The following is a 20,709-nucleotide window of genomic DNA, read 5'->3' on the forward strand; positions in this document are numbered from 1 at the left end:
TGGGGGTTAGTAGTACTAATGAAAAAATCAATGATACTTGTGCTTACATTAATGGTATTGGTCGTAGCGGGTTGTGGCTCTAATAAAGCAGCCGAGAATAATGCTGCAAAAGGTAGTAATGATGAGTTAACCAAATTAAAGATCGCTACACTGATCCCACCTATGACAGAAATTCTGGATATTGTGAAGCCGCTCCTTAAGGAAGATGGCATTGATCTGGAGATCGTTGTTCTCTCTGACAATGTGCAGCCTAATGAGGCTTTAGCTAATAAAGAGGTAGACGCTAACTTTTTCCAACACGTTCCTTATATGAAGCAATATAATGAAAGCAAAGGCTCTAATCTGGTAGAGGTACAGCCTGTCTATGACGCTATTTATGGCGGATACTCCAAACGTTACAAGACTATAGCTGATCTTCCTGAAGGGGCTACGCTTGTAATGGCTAATGATCCATCTAACATCGGTCGTTCATTGCAAATGTTCGCTGCAGCTGATCTTATTAAGCTAAAAGAAGGCGTAGGCATTCAAGCCACACAAGCAGACATTACTGAGAATCCAAAAAAATTCAAGTTTGAAGAAGTCGATCTCCTAATGCTGGCCCGTATGCTTGATGATGGCGATTTAGTAGCCATGACTCCGGCTTATGCGAGCCCACTAGGATTGACACCGAAGAAAGATGCGCTGATTACGGAAGGCGAAGATTCCGAATTCACAATTACTTTGGTGGCACGTGAAGACAACAAGGATTCTGACGCCATTCAAAAGCTGGCTAAACGGATCAGCGGTCCTGAAGTGAAGAAGTTCCTTGAGGATAATTACGCGGATATTGCGTTGCCTGCGTTTAAATAAGCTGAATATGGATCTATAAAAAAAGGGCAGCCCGGCGATATTTACCGGGCTGCCCTTTTTGTAATAGGACTATTTAGGTGTGTCTTACATTACTCGGCTTCTCTCAGCCGTTCCACTATGGATGCTTGGGATAACGTTTTATAGGCTCTCAGTGTCACTGTGTAAGCGAGAATTAACAAAATAGGAACGGTGAGGATAAACGGCAGCCAACTCATCTGAAATACCATAAAGGCCATATTTTCCGTGATGCTTTTGGAAAGGTTATAGGTCAGCAATACACCTAATGTTGAGGTTATGAGGACGGTTAGCAAAACGGTGTATAATCCTTCAAGGATCAGCATACGTTTTAGCTGCTTTTTGGTCATGCCAATACTCTCCAGCATGGCAAATTCATTGCGGCGTGAGACTACCCCGGTGAGTACAGTGTTGATATAATTCAGCACCCCGATTAGAGCAATGACCAGGCTGAGCCCATACCCCACGGTTTGAAAAATGCGAATGAATCCACCGAGCTCATCTTTATAATCCTCCCTGGATTTCAAGGATAATTCATTTGTCGAATCTGTTAGAGCCTTGGCTGCTTGTTCTACTAAATCCATTTTAGCTGGATCGACATGTAGTGTGGCTGAAACAATATTGGCTGGATCTGTACCTTGCGGCATTTCCTTCTGCAGCTCCGAAGCAGGGAGGAAGACGTTGTACCCTAACAAAGAGAAAGATTTTGTTGTGGCAGCATATACTGCATCATTTTTTACTACTGCCATCACTTCATAAGATTTACCCGACTTCTCGAAAGTGACTGTATCTCCAGGATGATAATAGGCGCGGTAGCTATCTTCTTCTATAAACATGGCCTCAGCTATGACCGCATATTTTCCTGAAGCAAACTTCTGCCTGTTAAACTCCCCTTCAATAATATCCTTGTCCACAAGATCAAACCAGCCCGGATCTAATCCATATAAATTATTGTAGATCACCCCCCTCTTATCTAAAGTGGAGAGAAGATAGGGATGTGGATCAGCAGCTGCCATTGGCTCCAAAATAGCCCGGACAGCATCATCGACAGGAGATGGAACATATCTGTGGTAAACCTTATCAACACTTTCTACACCGTCAATTTTACTTAGATTGTTGGCGAAATCCTCTGAAAGCTTGTATGGATCACCGTCTCGAGGCCCTGTAATACTGACTAACACTTCATTCTGAACCAAAAAATCACCGGAGATAAAGGAAGCCAGATATTTGTTCACATCCAGTGAGGAAATTACTGTGAAAATGGTACTGAACAAGATGATACTCAAGGAGAGTGAAGAGAGCATCAGGATCAGCTTCTTTTTGCTTCTGAACAGGTTGGAGAACGCCATGTTGTGAAGTTTTGCGCCATGTTTTGATTTTTTGGCGTTCCGTTTTCCGCCGCTGCTGACTCCGGCAAATTTTACAGCCTCTACCGGCGAGGTTCGCGAAGCCATCCGGCCCGGTTTGCTTGCGGCGATCCATACGGTCATAAACGAGAATGCTGCTGCACCAATAAATATCCACGGGCTAGCAGAATAGACATTATCAGTAGAACCGTTTAAAAATGAGGAGGTCATAGGGAGAATCAGCAGACCTAGCAGATATCCCAACCCCAATCCAAAAGGCAATGCGACTAGATAAAGTGAGCGGGCCTGAATGGAGATGATCTTTTTTAGTTGTCGGGGTGTGGTACCGATGGTCTTTAGCAGGCCATAAAATTTGACATCCCGCACGACGGAAATAAAAAAGATATTGTAGATTAGTAAATAGCCGCTCAGCATGGTGATAAGAATGACAACTGCATAAGGAATGATATTCATTAGATTATCGGAGAGAGACACACTTGTATAAGCCGGATTGACACCATAAGGTACATCCAGGCCGGTGTCCGTCAAAATCTTTTGTACCTTCTGTTCAATATTATAAGAATTGTTAAACATCACCCCTAGACCTGCGGTGTTTACATAAGAACCCGTTGCCTCAGAGATATCCGGGTCAATATGGGAAATGTTCTTCTGTGTAAATGCTTCGGATACAAAAGCTAATCCTGACATCGCCAAATTTTGATCGGTTTCGTAATACCCGGAGAGCTTAAAGTCTTGGCTTATGACTTTTTCACCAATGTCTATATCCAGCTTCACAGTCTGGCCTAACTCATGTTTTGCTCCAAGCAAGTCAAGCGCCCAAGTATTTAGGACGATTTCATTCTCTTGGGAGGGCAGTCCGCCAGCTATAAAGTTGATAAATCCGTGTTTGGCATAATTCTCGTCAATTCGAAGGACCTCTACCCGGTTATTCTTGAACAGACTGGTGCTTATATCGCCAACCTTAAGAAAAACGCCATACTCTTTGATGGATGGGTGATTCTTCAGCTTCTCCAACTCGGCAGGATTCAGATATTTGAAGCTTCCATGATAATCGCTGCCAGTAGTCTGCATTTGTGCGCGTTGCATCGATTTGTTAATACTGAGCGCCAAGGTAAACACGGTGGTGATCAAAAGCGTAGTCAGTACGATGGCACAGATGATAGTGAAATTGCGAGCACGGTTGGCTTTGAGGCTTTTTTTGGCTAAAGTAGCAATAGTCTTATGGTTATTCGTGCTGATCATGGCTGGCTCACTCCGGAGCTACGGGGTTGTCCAGTGAAAATGATGCCATCTTCAATACGGATAATACGGTCAGCAGTTTGAGCGATTTGTTCATTGTGTGTGATCATCACAATGGTTTGGTTGAATTTTTCGCTCATCTGTTTAAGTAAAATCAGCACTTCTTGGCTTGTTTTGCTGTCCAGATTACCTGTAGGTTCATCTGCTAAGATGATTGAAGGTTTGGTCGCCAATGCTCTGGCTATTGCCACCCGTTGCTGCTGTCCGCCAGACAGATTAGAAGGTAGAGTATTCATCTTTTCCTGCAAGCCTAAAGTGCGGATGATCAGATCAAGATAAGTTTCGTCAACTTTGCCACCGTCCAGTTCAATGGGCAGCACAATATTCTCCCGCACATTTAGTATGGGTACCAAATTATAGTTCTGAAAAACAAACCCAACCGATCTGCGCCGAAAAATGGTCAGCTTCTCATCACTCATCGCAAAAATATCATTCCCGTCCACGTAAACCTTGCCCTCTGTTGCCCGATCTAATCCGCCAAGCATATGAAGAAGGGTGCTTTTGCCGCTGCCGCTAGTGCCGACAATGGCGACAAACTCCCCTTTATCCACTGACAGTGATATGCCGTCCAAAGCCTTAACGCTTGAGCCCACCTTTCCATAGTGTTTTTTTAAATTTTCAGTCTGTAGAATCGGCATAACTCTTCCCCTCCAATGAGATCTGTTTGTCCATAATTTAAGGGTAGCAAATCAATCTGACAGGAGAGTGTCTGAATTCTGACCATAATGACACATTCTATTTCAGCGCTGGGGCAGGTAAACAGAGAAAGTTGTACCTTTTCCAGTTTCAGAAATGACGTTGATATGGCCGCCTTGCGCCGTGATAATCTCTCTGGACAAAAACAACCCGATGCCGACCCCCTCGAATTCACACGCTTGCTTTCCTCGGTAAAACCGCTTAAAGATGTGAGGGATTTCTTCGCTGGGGATTCCAAGCCCAGTATCGGTAAGGTGAATACAGGTGAACATCTCATTGCTTTCAGCAAGAACGGAGATTTGTCCGCTATGCGGCGTGTACTTCACAGCATTCTCGAGCAGGTTGAATAGTGCTTCACTAGTCCATTTGACATCGTGGCAGGCTAAGATGTGTGTCCCGCAGTCAATATTGATCGTAATTTGTTTGTTTTCCGCTTGTGCATAAATCTGGGATAAAGCCTGCGTCAGAGTTTGTATGAGCGGTTTCGCCTCAATCTGCTGTAGGGAGATCATTCCTGTTTCCAAACGTGATAATTTGATTAGAGACTGGATCAGCCAATCCAACTTATCTGACTGCGCTTTAATATGCTGTATGTAGTGCCGGACATTCTCATTTAGTCCGGGCATCTCTTCCAGCAACTGACTGAATACCATGATATTAGAGAGGGGGGTCTTGGTTTGATGGGAGATATCCGAGATCAGCTCTTTTATTTTGTTTTTCTCAGTTTGAATATTTCGTTCATTCGCCTTAGCCATCCCTATATACCGCTTTAGTTTATGTTCCATCGAAGACAGAGCGGTTTCTTCATAGTTAGTGAGTGGCGGCTGGTCATGTATAGCCCGCTCAATCGCTGTATCCAAGGTCTGTATATAGTTTGCGATCTGGCGGTTCCATAACCAGACCCATACGGCTCCTGTTGCTAATAGACAGATGATGAATAGAGAAGTCAGTTGGAGCAGAGTGGGGTCGAACCCGTACAGAAACATTATACTGCCGATAAAACAGGCTACTAGTATAAGGATGATCAGTAAAAAGAGCCTATGAATTTGCTTGAAATTAGCAGGTGGGCTATTGGTTTTCATGGTTTTTGCCCTTCAGTCCACATGTATCCAAGTCCGTAGATGGTCTTGATATATTTGGGCGCTGCCGGGTCATCCTCAAGTTTAGCACGCAGCCGTTTGATGGCTACTGTCAATGCGTTTTCATCCACAAATTCGGCATCCTTGCTCCAGATCTTGTCTATCAGCTGTTCTCGGGTCAAAATATTGCCCGTATTCGTCACCAGCAGCCGCAGCAGCTTTTGCTCAGTTTTGCTCAGCTGGAGCGATTGTTTGTTTTTGCTGTACTCCAGTTTCTCAAAATCGAGTTCTAACGGACCCAATGTTATTTTTCCAGTCCCTTGCGATTCCGTTCTTCTGAGTACTGCCATTACTCTGGCGCGAAGCACCATTAGGCTGAATGGTTTGGTGATATAGTCATCGCCCCCCAATGCAAAACCGGTGATAATGTCGGACTCCATATCATTGGCGGTGAGGAAAATAATGGGTACGCGTGAGGTCTTGCGAAGTTGCTCGCAATAATCCAGCCCACTGCCGTCTGGCAGATTGATGTCCAGAATGATGAGATCAATAGGGTTAACTGCGAAGATATGCTCCGCCGCGGCAATATCGTAGGCTTGATGGATCACAACATTGTTTTGAGAAAGAGTGAGAGCGATCCCTTTATTTAAACTACGGTCGTCCTCAACGATCAGTATGTTCATAGTAATTCTCCTTTGTTTCTTATTTGATCATTATACATTCTCGGGATTTATTCGAAAGCGAGATTTTTATTTAGTAGGCACTTGAAAGTGGGCTTCATATCTAAGAATACTATTATTGAAAGATTACGGAGCGAGGTTTTTTGATAAAGAGCCACATAGTTAAACCATAAAGGAAAGTTCAAAAGGACATCACCTATGTAGGGTGGTGTCCTTTCAATTTTCGATGGGGGCGCATCCCCTTTTTATATGTGAAAAGGTTGGTTATGACCTACAACTAGCCCAACAGTGGTCTGTAGTCGTACAGCTACCTCGACTAAGGTCCAGTACGAAAAACCGTCGTTGGTCTGTTTTGAAAGTCTGCGATTTACCCTAGAATAAGGCTATAAGGTTAAGGACAACGAAAGGCGGTGAGAAAAAATGCAAAGAAGACAAGGAAACGGATTAGCGGTTGTACTGATTGTGATTGGTGCGGTTATGCTGCTCGGCATTGCGCTTCCTCTGATCCACGGAATGTTCAGATTACTTTTCCCGGTATTGCTGGTTGTTCTCGGGTACTACGGGATTAAGAGCGGACGCAAGATTATCGGTTGGGTGCTGATGTTCATTGGTGTGATGTCCCTGATCGCGAAGCTTTCCTGGATCATTGGACCACTTCTAGGAGTGGCGTTGATCGTCTGGGGCGTATCAGCATTAAAGGGCAGAAGTAATAATGGTACTTATTAAGAAGCAATGTACTTAAACAAGAAGCAGGGAGGGAGCAGGAGATCATGAGTGTTTTTCGTCGCATGAGGGATATTACTGTAGCTAATCTAAATGAACGTCTGGAGCAAAGCCAAGATCCCGTGAAACTAATTGATCAATTTCTACATTCAACCCGTGAGGAAATCAGTGAAGCTGAAAGGCTGTACCAGCAATATGCTTCCCACACGAAGCAATTGCAGCAGCAAGTGAACCAAGCAACTGCCATGAGAAACAAACGTGAAGAACAGGCGTTGTTGGCACTGAAAGCAGGCGAGGATCATCTCGCGAAGCTGGCTTTACAAGAAAAGATCATTCACGAGGAAAAACTGGAGCAATACAGCGGGCTGTTAGAACAGAGCAAGCAATCCTTGTTTGAACTTGAAGCACAGCTGAATGAGCTGAAAATAGAGTATCAAACGGTGTACAGCAAACGTCAGTATTATTCGGCACGAATGGAGTCGCTGCGATTGCAGCAACGGATGAATCAAAGAGCCAGTGCTTATGGCAATGGTGGTGATGTTCCCAAAATGTTCGGACGTCTGGAGGATCAGATGTCGGATTGGGAATTAGAAGCAAAGAGCTTGCGTGATTTGCGGCGCATGGGACAGGAATATGCGGTGCAAGCGGGTGAGACCGTAGCGACCGTACTCGAAAGAGAAATGGCTCGCCTAAAGGAGAAACTGAACAATGGTGGAAAGGAGTAACGCTATGAGTCGATTGTATCGTTCAACTAGAGATAAAGTGATGACGGGTCTTGCAGGTGGATTATCTGAGACACTCGGTATTGATTCCACGTTATTCCGGATTCTATTACTGGTCAGCATTCCGTTCACAGGTGGTGCGGTGATTCCGGTATACTTCATTGCAGCAATGGTCATTCCTAAGGAACCGACGCATTATAATCCTTTTGGAGCAGGGCCTGGGGCACCGGGTGGCCCATACGGCGGACCCTACTCAGGCAGACCGGAACATGGACACGGACCACAAGCTACTGGCGGATATGGACCTTATGGACGCCAGCCAAATTACAATCCTAATTTTGAGAAGAACAACGCTTATTCCGCACCGGACTCCGGTTTGGATGCGATGATGAAGGATATTGAGAAGAAGGCTTTGCAAAAAGAAGTAGAAGAACTCAAACAAAAACTGTCTAAATATGAGAAAGGGGAATTGTAAATCATGGGAGTATTTCAAAGAATTAAAGATATGACTAAAGCGTCGGTAAATGACTTGTTGGATAAGGTAGAGGACCCAATCGTAATGCTTAACCAATATCTGCGCGATATGGAGGCTGAGATTCACGAAGCGGAAGTAACAGTTGCTAAACAAATGGCTAACGAACGCCGTATGAAGCAACGTGTGGAAGAAGCAGCAAAAATGTCTGCACAACGTGGATCACAAGCTGAACTGGCACTGAAAAATGGCCAAGAAGAAGTAACTCGCAAGCTGTTGGAAGAAAAAATCTACTTTGACCAAAAGCAAGTGGAATACAGTGATCTTCACGCACAGGCTGAAGTACACGCTAAGGAATTGGTGCAACAACTGCATGACATGAAGGATGAGTTCTACAAGCTGCGCAACAAACGTAACGAGCTTGTATCCCGTGCTCAAATGGCTAAAGCCAAAAAACAAATGTCGCAAATCAGCAGTGTACATTCCATTGAAAGTGGCAGTGCATCACTCGGATTCCACCGGATGGAAGAGAAAATTATGCAGCTTGAGGCTGAAGCAGATGTAATGCGTGCACCTTACAGCCCATCCGCTGCTTATAGCAAACCCGTTGATGTTGAGAAGCAACTGAAAGTGGATGAGCAATTGGCGCTACTGAAAAACAAGCTGAATGATACACCTGCGGCTCCTTCTCTAAACAAAAAAGAACAATAAATCCTGTTCCTAAAACTTGGACGGATATGATATGCTGGACAAGAAGAAGCCATACGGTATGGATCTCCATACCGATATGGCTTTTATAGCGGCTAGCTATAATATTTAACGGTGATAATATTCCTCATAGTGACGGATATCTATCCGATATTATAAAATGAGTTTTGCTTCGCAAAACTTTTAGGAGGTGCGAAATGGATAAACGAAACCGTTTGATTGCCATCGGACTGATTGCTGTTGGCTGCATGATGATTTTTGGTAGATGGCTCGGCTTTTTCTCCATTGTCGCGCTTCTGTTCCTGCTGCTGGGCGTCTACCGTACGACATCAGGCAAAGTAAAGCAGGGCTATAAACTGCTCGGGATAGGTGCTGTATTGCTTTTGCTGGACCATTTGGTGCTCGTGCTGGGGATTTGCTTAATCTCACTTGGGATGTTTTTCACCAAATCCAAAAGAGTGCAGCGCAAGGAAGGGTTTATGCAGAAGCAGAACTTTTCATCCAGATTTGACTGGGACCGCTCACCTTGGGTGATGCACAGCCTTAGCTCTTGGCATGTACTGGGTGAGGCCGATGTGGATCTTTCATTAGCTATGGCGGATCATAAGGAAACGGTCATGCTGTTTCAAGGGATTTTTGGCGATATGGACATTAACCTGTCCGATGATTACGGCGTGGAAATTGAAGCTTTTGTTCTCTTCGGGTCCATTGAATTCGGCAACCAGCGGGATACAGGAATGTTAAACCGTCTGAATTGGAAATCAGCCAATTATGACAGCAGTGAATACAAAGTGAAATTTAGTGTTTCTTATTTAATGGGAGATCTAGATGTACGTTTATCCTGATAAGCTTGATAGAGAAGGGAGAGTCCCCGTATGGAAAAAAAGAACAAAAACATGATATCACGCAGCATGGGTGAGGGGGCTCTGTTCTCTTTTGTCATGCTGCTTGTGATAATGTATGTCATGTATACATATGGCTATTTGAAGCCTTTTGAAAGCTGGAAATTTGGCGTGCGGACAGCCGTTACCCTAATTCTTCTGCCTATGGGTTTTGGGATTGGTTATGGCTTTTATCAGAGCTTCCGTGTGAAGCGACAGTTGGAACGTCTTAGGCAGACCCTCGTATTATGGGAAAAGGGAAATTTGACGCTGTCCATGCCGGATCTAGGTGATGATGAGCTGGGAAGGCTCGGAGAACAGCTTGGCCGGATTAGCGGCAAATGGGAGAATCAAGTGACGACGCTGCAGCGGTTGTCCACGAATAACGCGAAGCTTGCGGAGCAGGCGCGGGTATCTGCTATTATGGAGGAACGGCAGCGACTTGCGCGTGAACTGCACGACGCTGTTTCCCAGCAGCTATTTGCAATCTCCATGACTGCCACGGCGGTAGGCCGGACGTTGGAGAAAGATTTCGATAAAGCCCAGCGGCAAATTGCGCTTATAGAAGAAATGTCTGCCGTAGCCCAATCGGAGATGAGGGCGTTGCTGCTGCATTTGAGACCTGTTTATTTGGAAGGAAAGGGACTCGAACAAGGTCTGCAGGAATTGATCAAGGAGCTTAAGGTCAAGGTACCGATCGAAATTGTATTTGAGATGGACCCTGATGTGCAGCTGTTAAAAGGGGTAGAGAATCACTTGTTCCGTATCGTCCAAGAGGCGATTTCTAATACACTTCGTCATGCGAAAGCAGAAAAAATAGAAATCCGGCTGCATAGACGGGGAGATACAGTTCGCTTGACGTTGCGTGATGATGGGATCGGCTTTGAGATGGACGACACCAAACAAGCTTCCTATGGTTTGTCGAACATGCAGGAGCGGATTAATGAAATCGGAGGCTCCATTCAGTTCATTACCGCTCCGGGTAAAGGGATGCGTATTGAAATTACCGTTCCGTTAGTCAATGAATAATAGGAGGAAAGAGTAACCATGGAGATGGAGGAAGCAATTAAAGTACTACTCGTAGATGATCATGAGATGGTACGGATCGGGCTAGCAGCTGTTTTAGGTACCGAGGATGGAATTGAGGTCGTAGGTGAGGCTGGAAGTGGAGAAGAAGGTATTCGGCTGGCTCAAGAGTACAATCCCGATGTGGTCTTAATGGATCTCGTAATGGATGGGATGGATGGCATAGAAACGACTAAACAGCTGATGAAGCAATACCCAGAGATCAAAGTTATTGTTCTTACAAGCTATTTGGATGATGAAAAGATGTATCCTGTTATTGAAGCGGGTGCCTTTAGTTATCTGCTGAAGACTTCGCGGGCTAGTGAAGTGGCGGATGCGATCCGCGCTGCGGCAAGAGGACAGTCCGTGCTCGAGTCACAGGTGGCCTCTAAAATGATGAACCGTTTTCGAAACAATGCAAAAGGAGAATCACCTGCTTATAAAGAGCTTACGGAGCGCGAGATGGAAGTATTACGTCTGTTGGCGCAGGGTAAATCGAATCAGGATATTGCTGATCAACTAATTATTGGAATCAAAACTGTGAAATTTCATGTAACGAATATTCTCGCGAAGCTGGGCGTGGAAGACCGGACCCAAGCAGCAATTTATGCATATAAAAATGGACTAGCTGAATAACAACAAAGGACTGAAGCCTCTGCTTCAGTCTTTTTTTATAATATAAGAAAGTAGTTTTGGGGCCTCCACAAAGTATCTGAGTACGCATTGAAACAAATCCCTCTCTTTGTGGGAATATTTCAGGTATAGAATCTCCTAATTCGAACATACTGTCTAGTAGATTGCTAGAGAGGTTCGAAGGGAGAATGACATATGCGGAAGATGAAGCTGAACAACGGAACAAAAAAAGGGACTTTTTTAATAATGATAATCGTGTGCTGCGCTGCGGCTCTGCTAGTTAATCTGCAAAGTGTTAAAGCGAATTCAACCGTTCCTGATGAGGGCGTTAACCAAGCTTCAATAGGAGCCGAACTGAATCATGCTCTTGTGAGTTTAATAGATCTCGGAAAAGAAACAACCGTTTCTGATTCACCGCTGCGTCTAGTGTTAAAGTGGCAGGGAGAAAGCAGCGATTACGCGGACCTGTCTGCCGAAGTTGCTAAGCTAAGTACAAACCTCGGATTGACTGTACCGGCAGGTACTGAGGAAGATGGACATATGACTTATCGTACAGAAGCTGTAAAACCATATGAATCGCGGCTCTCCTTATTTTGGAGTGAGCTTAGTGCAGGAAACAGTTATGTGATTGTAACGTTAGATACGGCTGATCTGCAAAATGAAGCTGGCTTTCAAGCGGCTGCTCGTGAAGTAAGTATGATTCTTGAACAGAATAAAATTAAGGCCGAATGGAATGTATCCCTTCAAGGAAGCGCGCAAGAACAGGGAGCACCTGAAAAAGTTCTAGCACAGACGGAGTCATTGATGCATGACCGGTTTGAAGCTGTGACCGGAGGAGAAAGCTACAAGGATATCTCAACGGTTAGCCGTACGTACTCGATTCCTAATTTGAATCGCTCTGTGATGAGTGGAAATCAGTCAGTTTCTGCCCAAATCGCAGTGCATCATGAAGATCAGAAGGGGACAAACCGCGTAACTATAGGCTTTCCTTTAATAACCATCGAATATTGACATTTTTCTCTTATATAAGCGCAGGTTTAGTTAATAATAAGAAATATTAATTGAAATTTGCGAAATCCCGAGAGTATTTGTCAGGAATGTGATAGCATCCTTTTTAGGAATATGCTAAAATGACATAACGTCGTTATTCACCTTATGTTAGTATCGACGCTGAGCATGTCAATAAACTATATTACATACAGAAAGATGAGGAGCCATGGCTGAAAATCAAACCCTTGATGCACTGCACACACCCGGTGCTGTCTTTTTTATCTTTGGGGCAACCGGAGACTTAGCCCGGCGTAAGCTTTTCCCGGCGATTTACAGCTTGTACCGTGAAGGTAAGCTGGCACAAGATTTTGCGGTAATTGGCGTGGCGCGGCGCCCGCGTACTCAGGAAGAATTTAGAAGTGATGTGAAGGAATCCATCCTTGAATTCTGCCGTTACAAAGCGGGAGAAGAGAGCGAATGGAATGAATTTGTACAGCATTTCGAATACAAATCTCTGGACATAAACAATATTGATGGTTTCCGCGAGCTAAGAGCACAAACTGAAGTTCTTGAAGAGAAATTCAGTATTCCGGGCAATCGGATGTTCTATCTTGCGCTGGCGCCTGAATTATTCGGCAGTGTCTCCTTCAACCTTAAAGCTGGCGGGATGCTGGATAGTACGGGTTGGAATCGCCTCGTAATTGAGAAGCCTTTTGGCTATAATCTGGAGTCGGCTGAACAGCTGAACGAACAGATTCGTCAGGTCTTCAAAGAAGAGGAAATTTACCGGATTGACCACTATCTTGGTAAAGAAATGGTACAGAATATCGAAGTGATTCGTTTTGCTAATGCTTTTTTCGAACCGCTCTGGAATAATAAACATATTGCCAATATTCAAATTACACTTGGCGAAACCGTAGGTGTAGAAGAACGCGGTGGTTACTATGACCATGCGGGAGCCTTACGGGACATGGGCCAGAATCATATACTGCAACTACTGACTATGATTGCTATGGAACCACCAAGCCGTCTGCTCGCAGAAGATATTCGTGATGAGAAAGTGAAGGTACTTCGTTCCCTTCGTCCTTATGCGACATCTGATGAGGTTCGTGAGAATGTCGTAAGAGCACAATATATTCAAGGCTTACACCAAGGCAAAACCCTTCCTGCTTACCGTCAGGAAGATAAGGTTGATCCTGAGTCGAATACAGAGACGTATTTTGCTGCCCGTGTATTTGTAGATAACTTCCGCTGGGCTGGAGTTCCTTTCTACATCCGTACAGGTAAACGTCTCCCGGTGAAGACGACGGAAGTGGTAGTTGAGTTCAAAGGTATGCCAACCAACGTTTATTTGGGACAAAAGCATAAACTTGAGCCTAACCTCCTTGTAATCCGTGTGAACCCAATGGAAGGCATTTACGTAAAGATTAATGCCAAGAAACCGGGTTCCGAGTCTGAGATTCAACCGCTGGCTATGGACTTCTGTCAGAGCTGCCTGGTTGGAATCAATTCTCCGGAAGCATATGAGCGCTTGCTACATGATGCGGCACGCGGAGATTCAACTTATTTCACTCGTTGGGATGAGGTATCCTCGGCATGGTCGTTCGTGGATCGTATTGCAAAAGCATGGAGCGAAGAGTCTAGCGACTTATCTTCTTATCCTGCTGGCTCTTGGGGTCCAGTGGAAGCAGATGAACTGCTTGCTAAAGAAGGTTTCCATTGGTGGCCTGTAAACGGCCAAGATGAAGATAATGTGGTTTGGCTGAAGAATAACTAAACCTTGAGTTAATGCTATCTCCCTGCAGAGGATGCAGGGAGATTTTTTGTAATGCTAAGATCTAAAAGATTGGACTTCAGACGGTGTTTGGGGGATCTGGGCACTTTTCTAATAACTGCACTTTGTACAATTAAAATCGCTTATCTCGTTATGATTAGTCTTTTAGATGTATTTTCTGCAACTATAATCACCGGATAAGGCGGAAAAGCGTGCACAACTTAATTTTAATTGCATCAAATGCAACTAAAGGCTAATGAAAATGCTAATACTTCAAGTAACTGTAGGAAATACATCTATTTTTTTGAGCAATGATATGTGGGGATCATAATCCAGACCATTCGGGAGATATTTTGCGGCACGCGCTTTTTAGTAGATAATGTCTGCCGGATTTTGATATACTTTAGAGGATGCTTTCACTTGAAGCGGACTGGAGCTAGACCTAAGAGCTATTCATTCAGAAATGAAGGGGTATGAACAATGAGCAGAGCACCGATTTGATGAACCCCAGTGTAATTGAAGCAGAAGCAGGAATTTTATATATGAAGGGATATGTGTAATGAACAAAGCAATAGATCAGAAGCTGCAAAAGGAAGTGGATAGACGCAGAACCTTTGCGATCATTTCCCACCCGGATGCGGGTAAAACAACTTTAACGGAGAAACTGCTGTTATTCGGTGGCGCGATCCGTCTGGCGGGAACGGTTAAGGCCCGTAAAGCGAATAAACATGCGACGAGTGACTGGATGGAAATTGAGAAGCAGCGGGGGATTTCTGTAACGTCTTCCGTAATGCAGTTTGATTATTTGAATCATCGCGTGAACATTTTGGATACACCGGGTCACCAAGACTTCAGTGAGGACACCTATCGTACCCTAACTGCAGCGGATAGTGCGGTCATGCTTATTGACGTGGCAAAAGGTGTGGAAGCCCAAACTACCAAACTGTTTCAGGTATGTGCTAAACGGGGCATTCCGATTTTCACCTTTATTAACAAGCTGGACCGTGAAGGACGTAGCCCGTTTGATCTGATGGAAGAGCTGGAGCAGGTTCTTGGTATTCGTTCTGTGCCAATGAACTGGCCGATCGGTAGTGGACGTGAGCTATGCGGCGTATATGACCGGATGAAAAATCAGGTAGAGCTGTTCCAAGGTGACGATCACTCCATAATCAAGGTTCAAAAGGTTGACGGATACCGTGATCCAATCATTCGTGAAATGGCTGGAGAGTATCTGCATGATCAACTGTGTCAGGATCTGGAGCTGCTGGATGTAGCAGGCGATGCTTTTGACTATGAAAAAGTATTAAGTGGTGAACTCACACCTGTGTTCTTTGGCAGTGCGATCAACAATTTTGGCGTACAGACTTTCCTCGATAATTTCTTGGATCTGGCACCGAAGCCTGAACCACGCCGCAGTACTACAGGGGTAGTAGAACCAACGAATGAGAAATTCACTGGTTATGTGTTCAAAATTCAAGCGAACATGAACCCGGCTCACCGTGACCGGATTGCTTTCCTGCGTATTGTGTCCGGGAAATTCGAACGGGGTATGAGCGTGAAGCATGTACGTGCCGGTAAAGATATCAAGCTGGCGCAACCACAGCAATTTTTGGCGCAAGACCGCGATATCGTAGAGGAAGCTTATCCGGGAGATATCATCGGGTTGTTTGATCCAGGTATTTTTAGAATTGGTGATACCTTGAGCCAAGCAGGTGATATGGAATTCGATGAGCTGCCAACGTTCTCACCAGAGATTTTTGCTAAAGTGAGTATTAAAAATGCGTTGAAATCGAAGCAGTTCCAGAAGGGTGTCGATCAGCTGACTGAAGAGGGCATGATCCAGGTGTTCCGCACGGTCAACTTTGACGATATTTTGCTTGGTGTAGTTGGACAACTGCAGTTTGAAGTGTTTGAGTACCGCATGAAGGGTGAATATGGTGTGGATGTTCAGTTGCAGAGAATGCCATACCAGTTTGCACGTTGGATCGTAGATGATACTAAGCCGGATGCGAGCAAATTCAGAATCAACTCAACGCTGGTGACGGATAAGAAGGGCAATTTTGTCGTGTTGTTCGAGAACGAATATGCTATGCGGACAGCGATGGATAAGAACCCGACAGCTAAATTCCTGGAAATGGCTCCAAAAGCATTACTATAATTAGGACGCTATAACTTGCTGAATGTTATAATAAAACCTCCGCCTCCATAGGTGAAGTTACACCATGGTGAGCGGAGGTTTTTGACTAGTTGCGGTCATTTTACGATGTGATATTCCCAGGGGTAATGGTCTCCAGATGATCATGCAGCATGGTAACCAACCTATCTTGCTTAGCGGGGTCTAAATCCTTCCAGATCATTTCGAACACGGCGCCAAGCCCCGGGAGTGCTGCCTCCGGACCGTCCACAGAGCCTTCAATCATATGACGTAAATCCTCTTCAGATTGACCGTGCACTTTATGAAGAATCGCCTGGCGCAAGTCAATGGTAACGGGCATAATGTACCTCCTTTTTTGAAAATATAGTGATATTGACCTCGTTATAATGTGCCCTGCAAAGGTGCTGGAAATTCAAGTTTTTGTCCAAATATAAGATAGTATAAGTTTAACACTATACATTATCCTTACATTTCTACGAGAAACGGTTGCCATCCATAAGGACGGCAATGACGTTTCTTCTTGGCTTATGCTATACTGTTTGAGATATAGAATGCTACGGGAGGTACATAGACATGGCCAAAAAACAATATGCCGTCATCGGTATGGGGCGTTTCGGATCTAGTGTTGCTAAGGCGCTCAGCGGCATGGGGTTTGATGTACTTGCGATTGATGCTGACGAGCAGCGAACACAGGAAATTTCAAGTATTGTAACTCATGCCGTATCTGCAGATTCCACGGATGAGGAGGCGCTGCGTGCCCTTGGTATTCGCAATTTTGATGTGGTGGTTGTAGCCATTGGCGAGGACATACAAGCTAGCATCCTGACAACACTTATCCTAAAAGACCTGGGTGTGCCTGCAATTCTGGCAAAAGCCAAAGGTGAACTGCACGGCAAAGTATTAAGCAAAATTGGTGCGGACAAGGTGATTTATCCTGAACGGGATATGGGAATGCGGGTTGCGCATCATCTTGCTTCGCCTAATATATTGGATTATATTGAGCTGTCGCCGGACTACAGTATTCTGGATATGAAGGTATCCGGACCGATGCTCGGAAAAAATCTACAGGAGCTCGACATCCGCGCAAGATTTGGCTGCAACGTAATGGCCATCCGCCAAGGTGAAGAAATGAACATCTCTCCCCGTGCAGAGGATCGCCTGATCGATGGCGATATCCTTGTTATTGTTGGGCATAAGGATAATTTGACGAAGCTGGAGATGGCGTATCAGTAGGAACAAAGAATAAATGGCAAGGCAGAAGAAAGGAAGACTTTATGGAAATCATGTCTCCGCAAAATACGCGGGTTAAAGAGTGGGCCGGGTTACAGGAGAAAAAGCACCGTGACAAGGCTCGTAAATATATCGTAGAGGGCGTTCATCTGGTTCAGGAAGCACTGCTAGCTGAAGCAGATGTGGAATGCCTTGCTTATGACCTCGACAAGGGAATGCCAGCTGAACTTAAGGGGCTGCTTCAGGCCGTTCAGGGTATGGAAGTAATTGGCGTCTCGGCGGCAATCATCTCAAAATGCAGCAGCACCAATACGCCGCAGCCGGTGTTTGCCATCGTGCGGAAGGAACAGCAGGCTGTAGAAGCTATCCTAGCGAAGAAGGATAGCCTCGTGGTTGTGCTGGACGGCGTGCAGGATCCCGGCAATGTCGGCACCATTATCCGCAGCGCGGATGCAGCGGGAGCAGACGGCGTGATCCTCGGACAAGGCTGTGCCGACCTCTATAATCCAAAGACCATCCGGTCCACGATGGGCTCGATGTTCCATCTTCCGGTGGTGGAGGGAGAGTTAAGTGAGATTTTGCCACAGGCCCGGGAAAATGAGGCGCTGCTGGTGAGCACTTCGCTGCAGGGCGAACAATCGTGCTATGAGCACGATTTCCACGGCACCCAGTGGCTGCTGATTGGCAGCGAGGGTAAAGGCATCTCACCGGAAACGGCGCGTCTCGTGGACAAGAGTATCATCATCCCGATGGCAGGCCGTGCGGAATCGCTGAACGCCGCAATGGCGGCGACGATTTTGCTGTTTGAGGGCATGAGACAGCGGGGATAAATTGTCACCGTTTGTAACGTAGTTTTCTCACACTAAATCCAGTCCTGATGATCAAGATAATCTTGATCATCAGGACTTTTTTATAATCCTGCAACAGTATTGGCTGCATATTGGCCTGGTCATTTCCATTCTCAATACTTATACATTCTTTAGAAATTACTGTTTTCCGAATATTCATCTGTCATTCTTTTTTACGACAAATATATACGAATGTTGGAGGGAAAGTGTAAGGCACAAATTCAATTTTCTCAATAAGTAGTTGTTTAGCCCATCTTTTTTTCATGTGCAGCGAGTGCTGATATGCAACTAAAATTCCGCCTGGTTTAAGTGACTTAACAATCTGATGTATAATTTTGTCACGCATTTCAATTGAAAAATTAAAAAATGGTAATCCGCAAATTATGCAATCTAACTCACGGATGCCTTCCTGATTCAATTTCTTGAGTAAGTAGCTGGCGTTGGAATGGAAAATGCATTCCGGATAAATTGCTTTTAAGTGTTCTCTCATTTTTTTATTCCGCTCAAACAAAAGCACTTTTGTAGAATTCTTTAATTGTGATGTCATGAGACGTGTAATAGCACCTGTACCAGCTCCAAGCTCTGCAACGGCATTTACATTATGCCATTGTACAGACTGAACTATTTTATCGGCTAATAATGGTGAACTGGGTAGAATATTTCCTACCCGCTTTGGATCTTTGAGGAAGCCTTGTAAGAAAAGTAAGTATTCAGACATAATCAATTAGTAATCCTCTCCGAAAGGCAATCTCAGTTGGAATGTGAAGACGTCATGAGTGTGTTTAAGCGTTAAAGTACCCTTGTGCAACTCAGCAATATTCCTAGCTATCGAAAGACCAAGTCCTGCCCCGGTTTGAATTCCCTGACTTTTTCTTGAGTGGTCAACCTTATAAAATCGTTCAAATAGACGGTTTTCTTGATCCTGTGAGAGGGGAGTCCCTTTATTTTCAATCTCAATGGTACAGTGTTCAGAATCGGTTGTAATTCGTATGCTAATGCTTCCCGGGCTGATGGAATATTTTAAGGCGTTCATAAGTAGATTATCTATGGCTCTGGCTATTTTCTCACTGTCGATTAAGGTGATGATTGGACTCTTATCTATATCTTTTATAAGGTGGACATTGTTTTCTTGAGCGATCGGTTCGAATTCGAATAGCAATTGATTCAAAAGCTGCGACAAATCGATTCTCTCCAGATTTAAACGGGAGTCAGCCGAATTAAGTCGGGTATATTCAAACAAATCATCGAGGAGTTTCTTCAAATGAAGCGCCTTGTTATAGGTGTTTTGAATAAAACGTGTATATTCTTTTTTATCTTGGTACGATTCTGTACGTAAAAGCTCAATATACCCGATAATACTTGTAAGAGGGGTGCGTAAGTCGTGTGAAATCCCCGTGATCATCTCCATCTTGGATTTTTCTATTTCGCGTTCCTTGATGATCTGTTGCTCTAAGCGCTCTGCCATCCGGTTGATGTTCAAAGCCACCAGTCCTAGTTCATCTTGGCGAACAACATTTACCCGATAACTCAAATCACCTTCGGATATAATTTGAAGTCCTTGTTCCAGCGCAATTAAATCTTTGACGATTCGCCGGGTCAATGTAAAAAATGTAATAACGAAAATAATGAAAAACATCGGAGTAAGAAGGTAGGCAAGAAAATTGAACACCCAATCCAATTTTGTTGCATTTCCAAAATGAAAGAACAAGATGCTAAGTGAGGTATTTATCGCAATGGTAATTATGAAACTCAACACCATCCTGATTAAAATATTGGACTGAATGCGTTTATTTATTTGTAGATTTCGTATGGTTTTAATCAACTTTGTAACCAACTCCCCAGACTGTCTTAATATACAGAGGTTCTCTTGGATTTTCCTCTAATTTTTCTCTTAAGTTACGAATATGAACCATTACGGTATTGTCAGAATATCCGTAAGGCTCTTTCCATACACTCTCGTAAATTTGCTCCGAACTATAAACTTGCCCAGGCCGGCTTGCAAGCAGGGTTAAAATCGCAAACTCTAGTGGAGTTAATGAAACTTCAATTCCATTTAACTTTACGGAATGTTTACTTTTATCTATGATCAGGTTTTTAATTATAAGCAGAGAGTTGAATTCTTCCTTTCCAATTAAGGACTGGCGCCGTAACTGAGCTTTTACACGGGCCAGTAGTTCCAGTGGATTAAACGGTTTGATCATGTAATCATCTGCCCCGGTAGTTAGACCTGTGATTTTATCAATGTCCTCTTGCTTGGCTGAGAGCATAATAATTGGGATATTTGATATTGCCCTAATTTTGAGACAGGCTGTGATACCATCCATTTGAGGCATCATCACATCTAGGATAACCAGTTGAATGGGTGTTGTTTGTATTGTACTCAACGCTTCTTGACCATCTGCGGCTTCAAGCACATGGTAACCTTCATTCCTTAAGTAAACATGAATCACATCTCGAATTTCAGAATCATCATCTGCAACAAGAATTGTATTCAATGGACGCTGCCCCTCTTCTATATTTATT

At 44.3% G+C, this 20,709-nt stretch carries 21 protein-coding genes; 13 read left to right on the forward strand and 8 right to left on the reverse strand.

Annotation, left to right across the window (positions count from 1 at the left end):
• Positions 1–18: 18 nt before the first annotated feature.
• Positions 19–849, forward strand: a complete 831-nt coding sequence (locus MKY63_RS14660) for a MetQ/NlpA family ABC transporter substrate-binding protein (protein WP_036685556.1) — start codon at positions 19–21, stop codon at positions 847–849.
• 89 nt (positions 850–938) lie between these two features.
• Here MKY63_RS14660 and MKY63_RS14665 read toward each other — a convergent pair whose 3' ends face one another.
• From MKY63_RS14665 to MKY63_RS14680, 4 genes are all read right to left on the reverse strand, one after another.
• Positions 939–3,473 (reverse strand): FtsX-like permease family protein, encoded by a 2,535-nt coding sequence (locus MKY63_RS14665; protein WP_076296417.1) that lies wholly within the window; start codon positions 3,471–3,473, stop codon positions 939–941.
• Positions 3,470–4,168 carry an ABC transporter ATP-binding protein gene (locus MKY63_RS14670; protein ID WP_076098832.1) on the reverse strand — a complete coding sequence of 233 codons (699 nt, stop codon included), beginning with the start codon at positions 4,166–4,168 and terminating at the stop codon, positions 3,470–3,472. The genes MKY63_RS14665 and MKY63_RS14670 overlap by 4 nt, the downstream gene beginning before the upstream one ends.
• A gap of 102 nt (positions 4,169–4,270) precedes the next feature.
• Positions 4,271–5,308, reverse strand: coding sequence for a HAMP domain-containing sensor histidine kinase (locus MKY63_RS14675; protein ID WP_076098830.1), 1,038 nt, complete (start codon positions 5,306–5,308; stop codon positions 4,271–4,273).
• The gene (locus MKY63_RS14680) at positions 5,305–5,988 is read right to left on the reverse strand and encodes a response regulator transcription factor (protein ID WP_076098829.1); all 684 of its coding nucleotides are present in this window, start codon (positions 5,986–5,988) and stop codon (positions 5,305–5,307) included. The genes MKY63_RS14675 and MKY63_RS14680 overlap by 4 nt, the downstream gene beginning before the upstream one ends.
• Positions 5,989–6,405: 417 nt before the next feature.
• On the opposite strand from MKY63_RS14680, the gene MKY63_RS14685 reads away from it, so the two are divergent.
• From MKY63_RS14685 to MKY63_RS14730, 10 genes are all read left to right on the forward strand, one after another.
• The gene (locus tag MKY63_RS14685) at positions 6,406–6,711 is read left to right on the forward strand and encodes a hypothetical protein (protein ID WP_036685544.1); all 306 of its coding nucleotides are present in this window, start codon (positions 6,406–6,408) and stop codon (positions 6,709–6,711) included.
• A gap of 44 nt (positions 6,712–6,755) precedes the next feature.
• Complete coding sequence (locus MKY63_RS14690) at positions 6,756–7,433, forward strand: PspA/IM30 family protein (protein WP_036685541.1); 678 nt, start codon at positions 6,756–6,758, stop codon at positions 7,431–7,433.
• A gap of 4 nt (positions 7,434–7,437) precedes the next feature.
• Entirely contained in the window at positions 7,438–7,905 is a 468-nt protein-coding gene (locus tag MKY63_RS14695; protein ID WP_076098848.1) for a PspC domain-containing protein, read from the forward strand.
• Positions 7,906–7,908: 3 nt separating this feature from the next.
• Positions 7,909–8,613: a PspA/IM30 family protein gene (locus MKY63_RS14700; RefSeq protein ID WP_036685540.1), complete on the forward strand. Its 705-nt coding sequence runs from the start codon at positions 7,909–7,911 to the stop codon at positions 8,611–8,613.
• Between the two features lie 194 nt (positions 8,614–8,807).
• Complete coding sequence (gene liaF / locus MKY63_RS14705) at positions 8,808–9,455, forward strand: cell wall-active antibiotics response protein LiaF (RefSeq protein WP_036685537.1); 648 nt, start codon at positions 8,808–8,810, stop codon at positions 9,453–9,455.
• Positions 9,456–9,485: 30 nt separating this feature from the next.
• On the forward strand, positions 9,486–10,520 hold the full coding sequence (locus MKY63_RS14710) for a sensor histidine kinase (protein ID WP_036685535.1): 1,035 nt from the start codon (positions 9,486–9,488) through the stop codon (positions 10,518–10,520).
• Positions 10,521–10,538: 18 nt separating this feature from the next.
• Positions 10,539–11,192 carry a response regulator transcription factor gene (locus MKY63_RS14715; protein ID WP_036685532.1) on the forward strand — a complete coding sequence of 218 codons (654 nt, stop codon included), beginning with the start codon at positions 10,539–10,541 and terminating at the stop codon, positions 11,190–11,192.
• A gap of 192 nt (positions 11,193–11,384) precedes the next feature.
• Complete coding sequence (locus MKY63_RS14720) at positions 11,385–12,200, forward strand: YwmB family TATA-box binding protein (protein ID WP_076213707.1); 816 nt, start codon at positions 11,385–11,387, stop codon at positions 12,198–12,200.
• 205 nt (positions 12,201–12,405) lie between these two features.
• Complete coding sequence (gene zwf, locus MKY63_RS14725) at positions 12,406–13,956, forward strand: glucose-6-phosphate dehydrogenase (RefSeq protein WP_036685526.1); 1,551 nt, start codon at positions 12,406–12,408, stop codon at positions 13,954–13,956.
• A 556-nt stretch (positions 13,957–14,512) separates the two neighbouring features.
• Positions 14,513–16,111: a peptide chain release factor 3 gene (locus MKY63_RS14730; RefSeq protein WP_036685523.1), complete on the forward strand. Its 1,599-nt coding sequence runs from the start codon at positions 14,513–14,515 to the stop codon at positions 16,109–16,111.
• Between the two features lie 100 nt (positions 16,112–16,211).
• Here the strand turns inward: MKY63_RS14730 and MKY63_RS14735 are convergent, their stop codons facing one another.
• On the reverse strand, positions 16,212–16,448 hold the full coding sequence (locus MKY63_RS14735) for a small acid-soluble spore protein SspI (RefSeq protein ID WP_036685520.1): 237 nt from the start codon (positions 16,446–16,448) through the stop codon (positions 16,212–16,214).
• 233 nt (positions 16,449–16,681) lie between these two features.
• Between MKY63_RS14735 and MKY63_RS14740 the strand changes: the two genes are divergently transcribed.
• Entirely contained in the window at positions 16,682–17,341 is a 660-nt protein-coding gene (locus MKY63_RS14740) for a TrkA family potassium uptake protein (protein WP_036685517.1), read from the forward strand.
• 41 nt (positions 17,342–17,382) lie between these two features.
• A complete protein-coding gene (locus MKY63_RS14745) occupies positions 17,383–18,168 on the forward strand; it encodes an RNA methyltransferase (protein WP_339813331.1) in 786 nt (261 codons plus the stop codon).
• A gap of 181 nt (positions 18,169–18,349) precedes the next feature.
• Here MKY63_RS14745 and MKY63_RS14750 read toward each other — a convergent pair whose 3' ends face one another.
• The 3 genes from MKY63_RS14750 to MKY63_RS14760 are packed head-to-tail and all read right to left on the reverse strand — an operon-like array spanning position 18,350 to position 20,681.
• A complete protein-coding gene (locus tag MKY63_RS14750) occupies positions 18,350–18,904 on the reverse strand; it encodes a methyltransferase domain-containing protein (RefSeq protein WP_339813538.1) in 555 nt (184 codons plus the stop codon).
• A gap of 6 nt (positions 18,905–18,910) precedes the next feature.
• Positions 18,911–19,945, reverse strand: coding sequence for a HAMP domain-containing sensor histidine kinase (locus MKY63_RS14755; RefSeq protein WP_143759046.1), 1,035 nt, complete (start codon positions 19,943–19,945; stop codon positions 18,911–18,913).
• 55 nt (positions 19,946–20,000) lie between these two features.
• Positions 20,001–20,681, reverse strand: coding sequence for a response regulator transcription factor (locus MKY63_RS14760; protein ID WP_076296420.1), 681 nt, complete (start codon positions 20,679–20,681; stop codon positions 20,001–20,003).
• Positions 20,682–20,709: the final 28 nt, after the last annotated feature.

Source organism: Paenibacillus sp. FSL R7-0189 (genome assembly GCF_037969925.1).
GTDB lineage: Bacteria > Bacillota > Bacilli > Paenibacillales > Paenibacillaceae > Paenibacillus_AQ > Paenibacillus_AQ odorifer.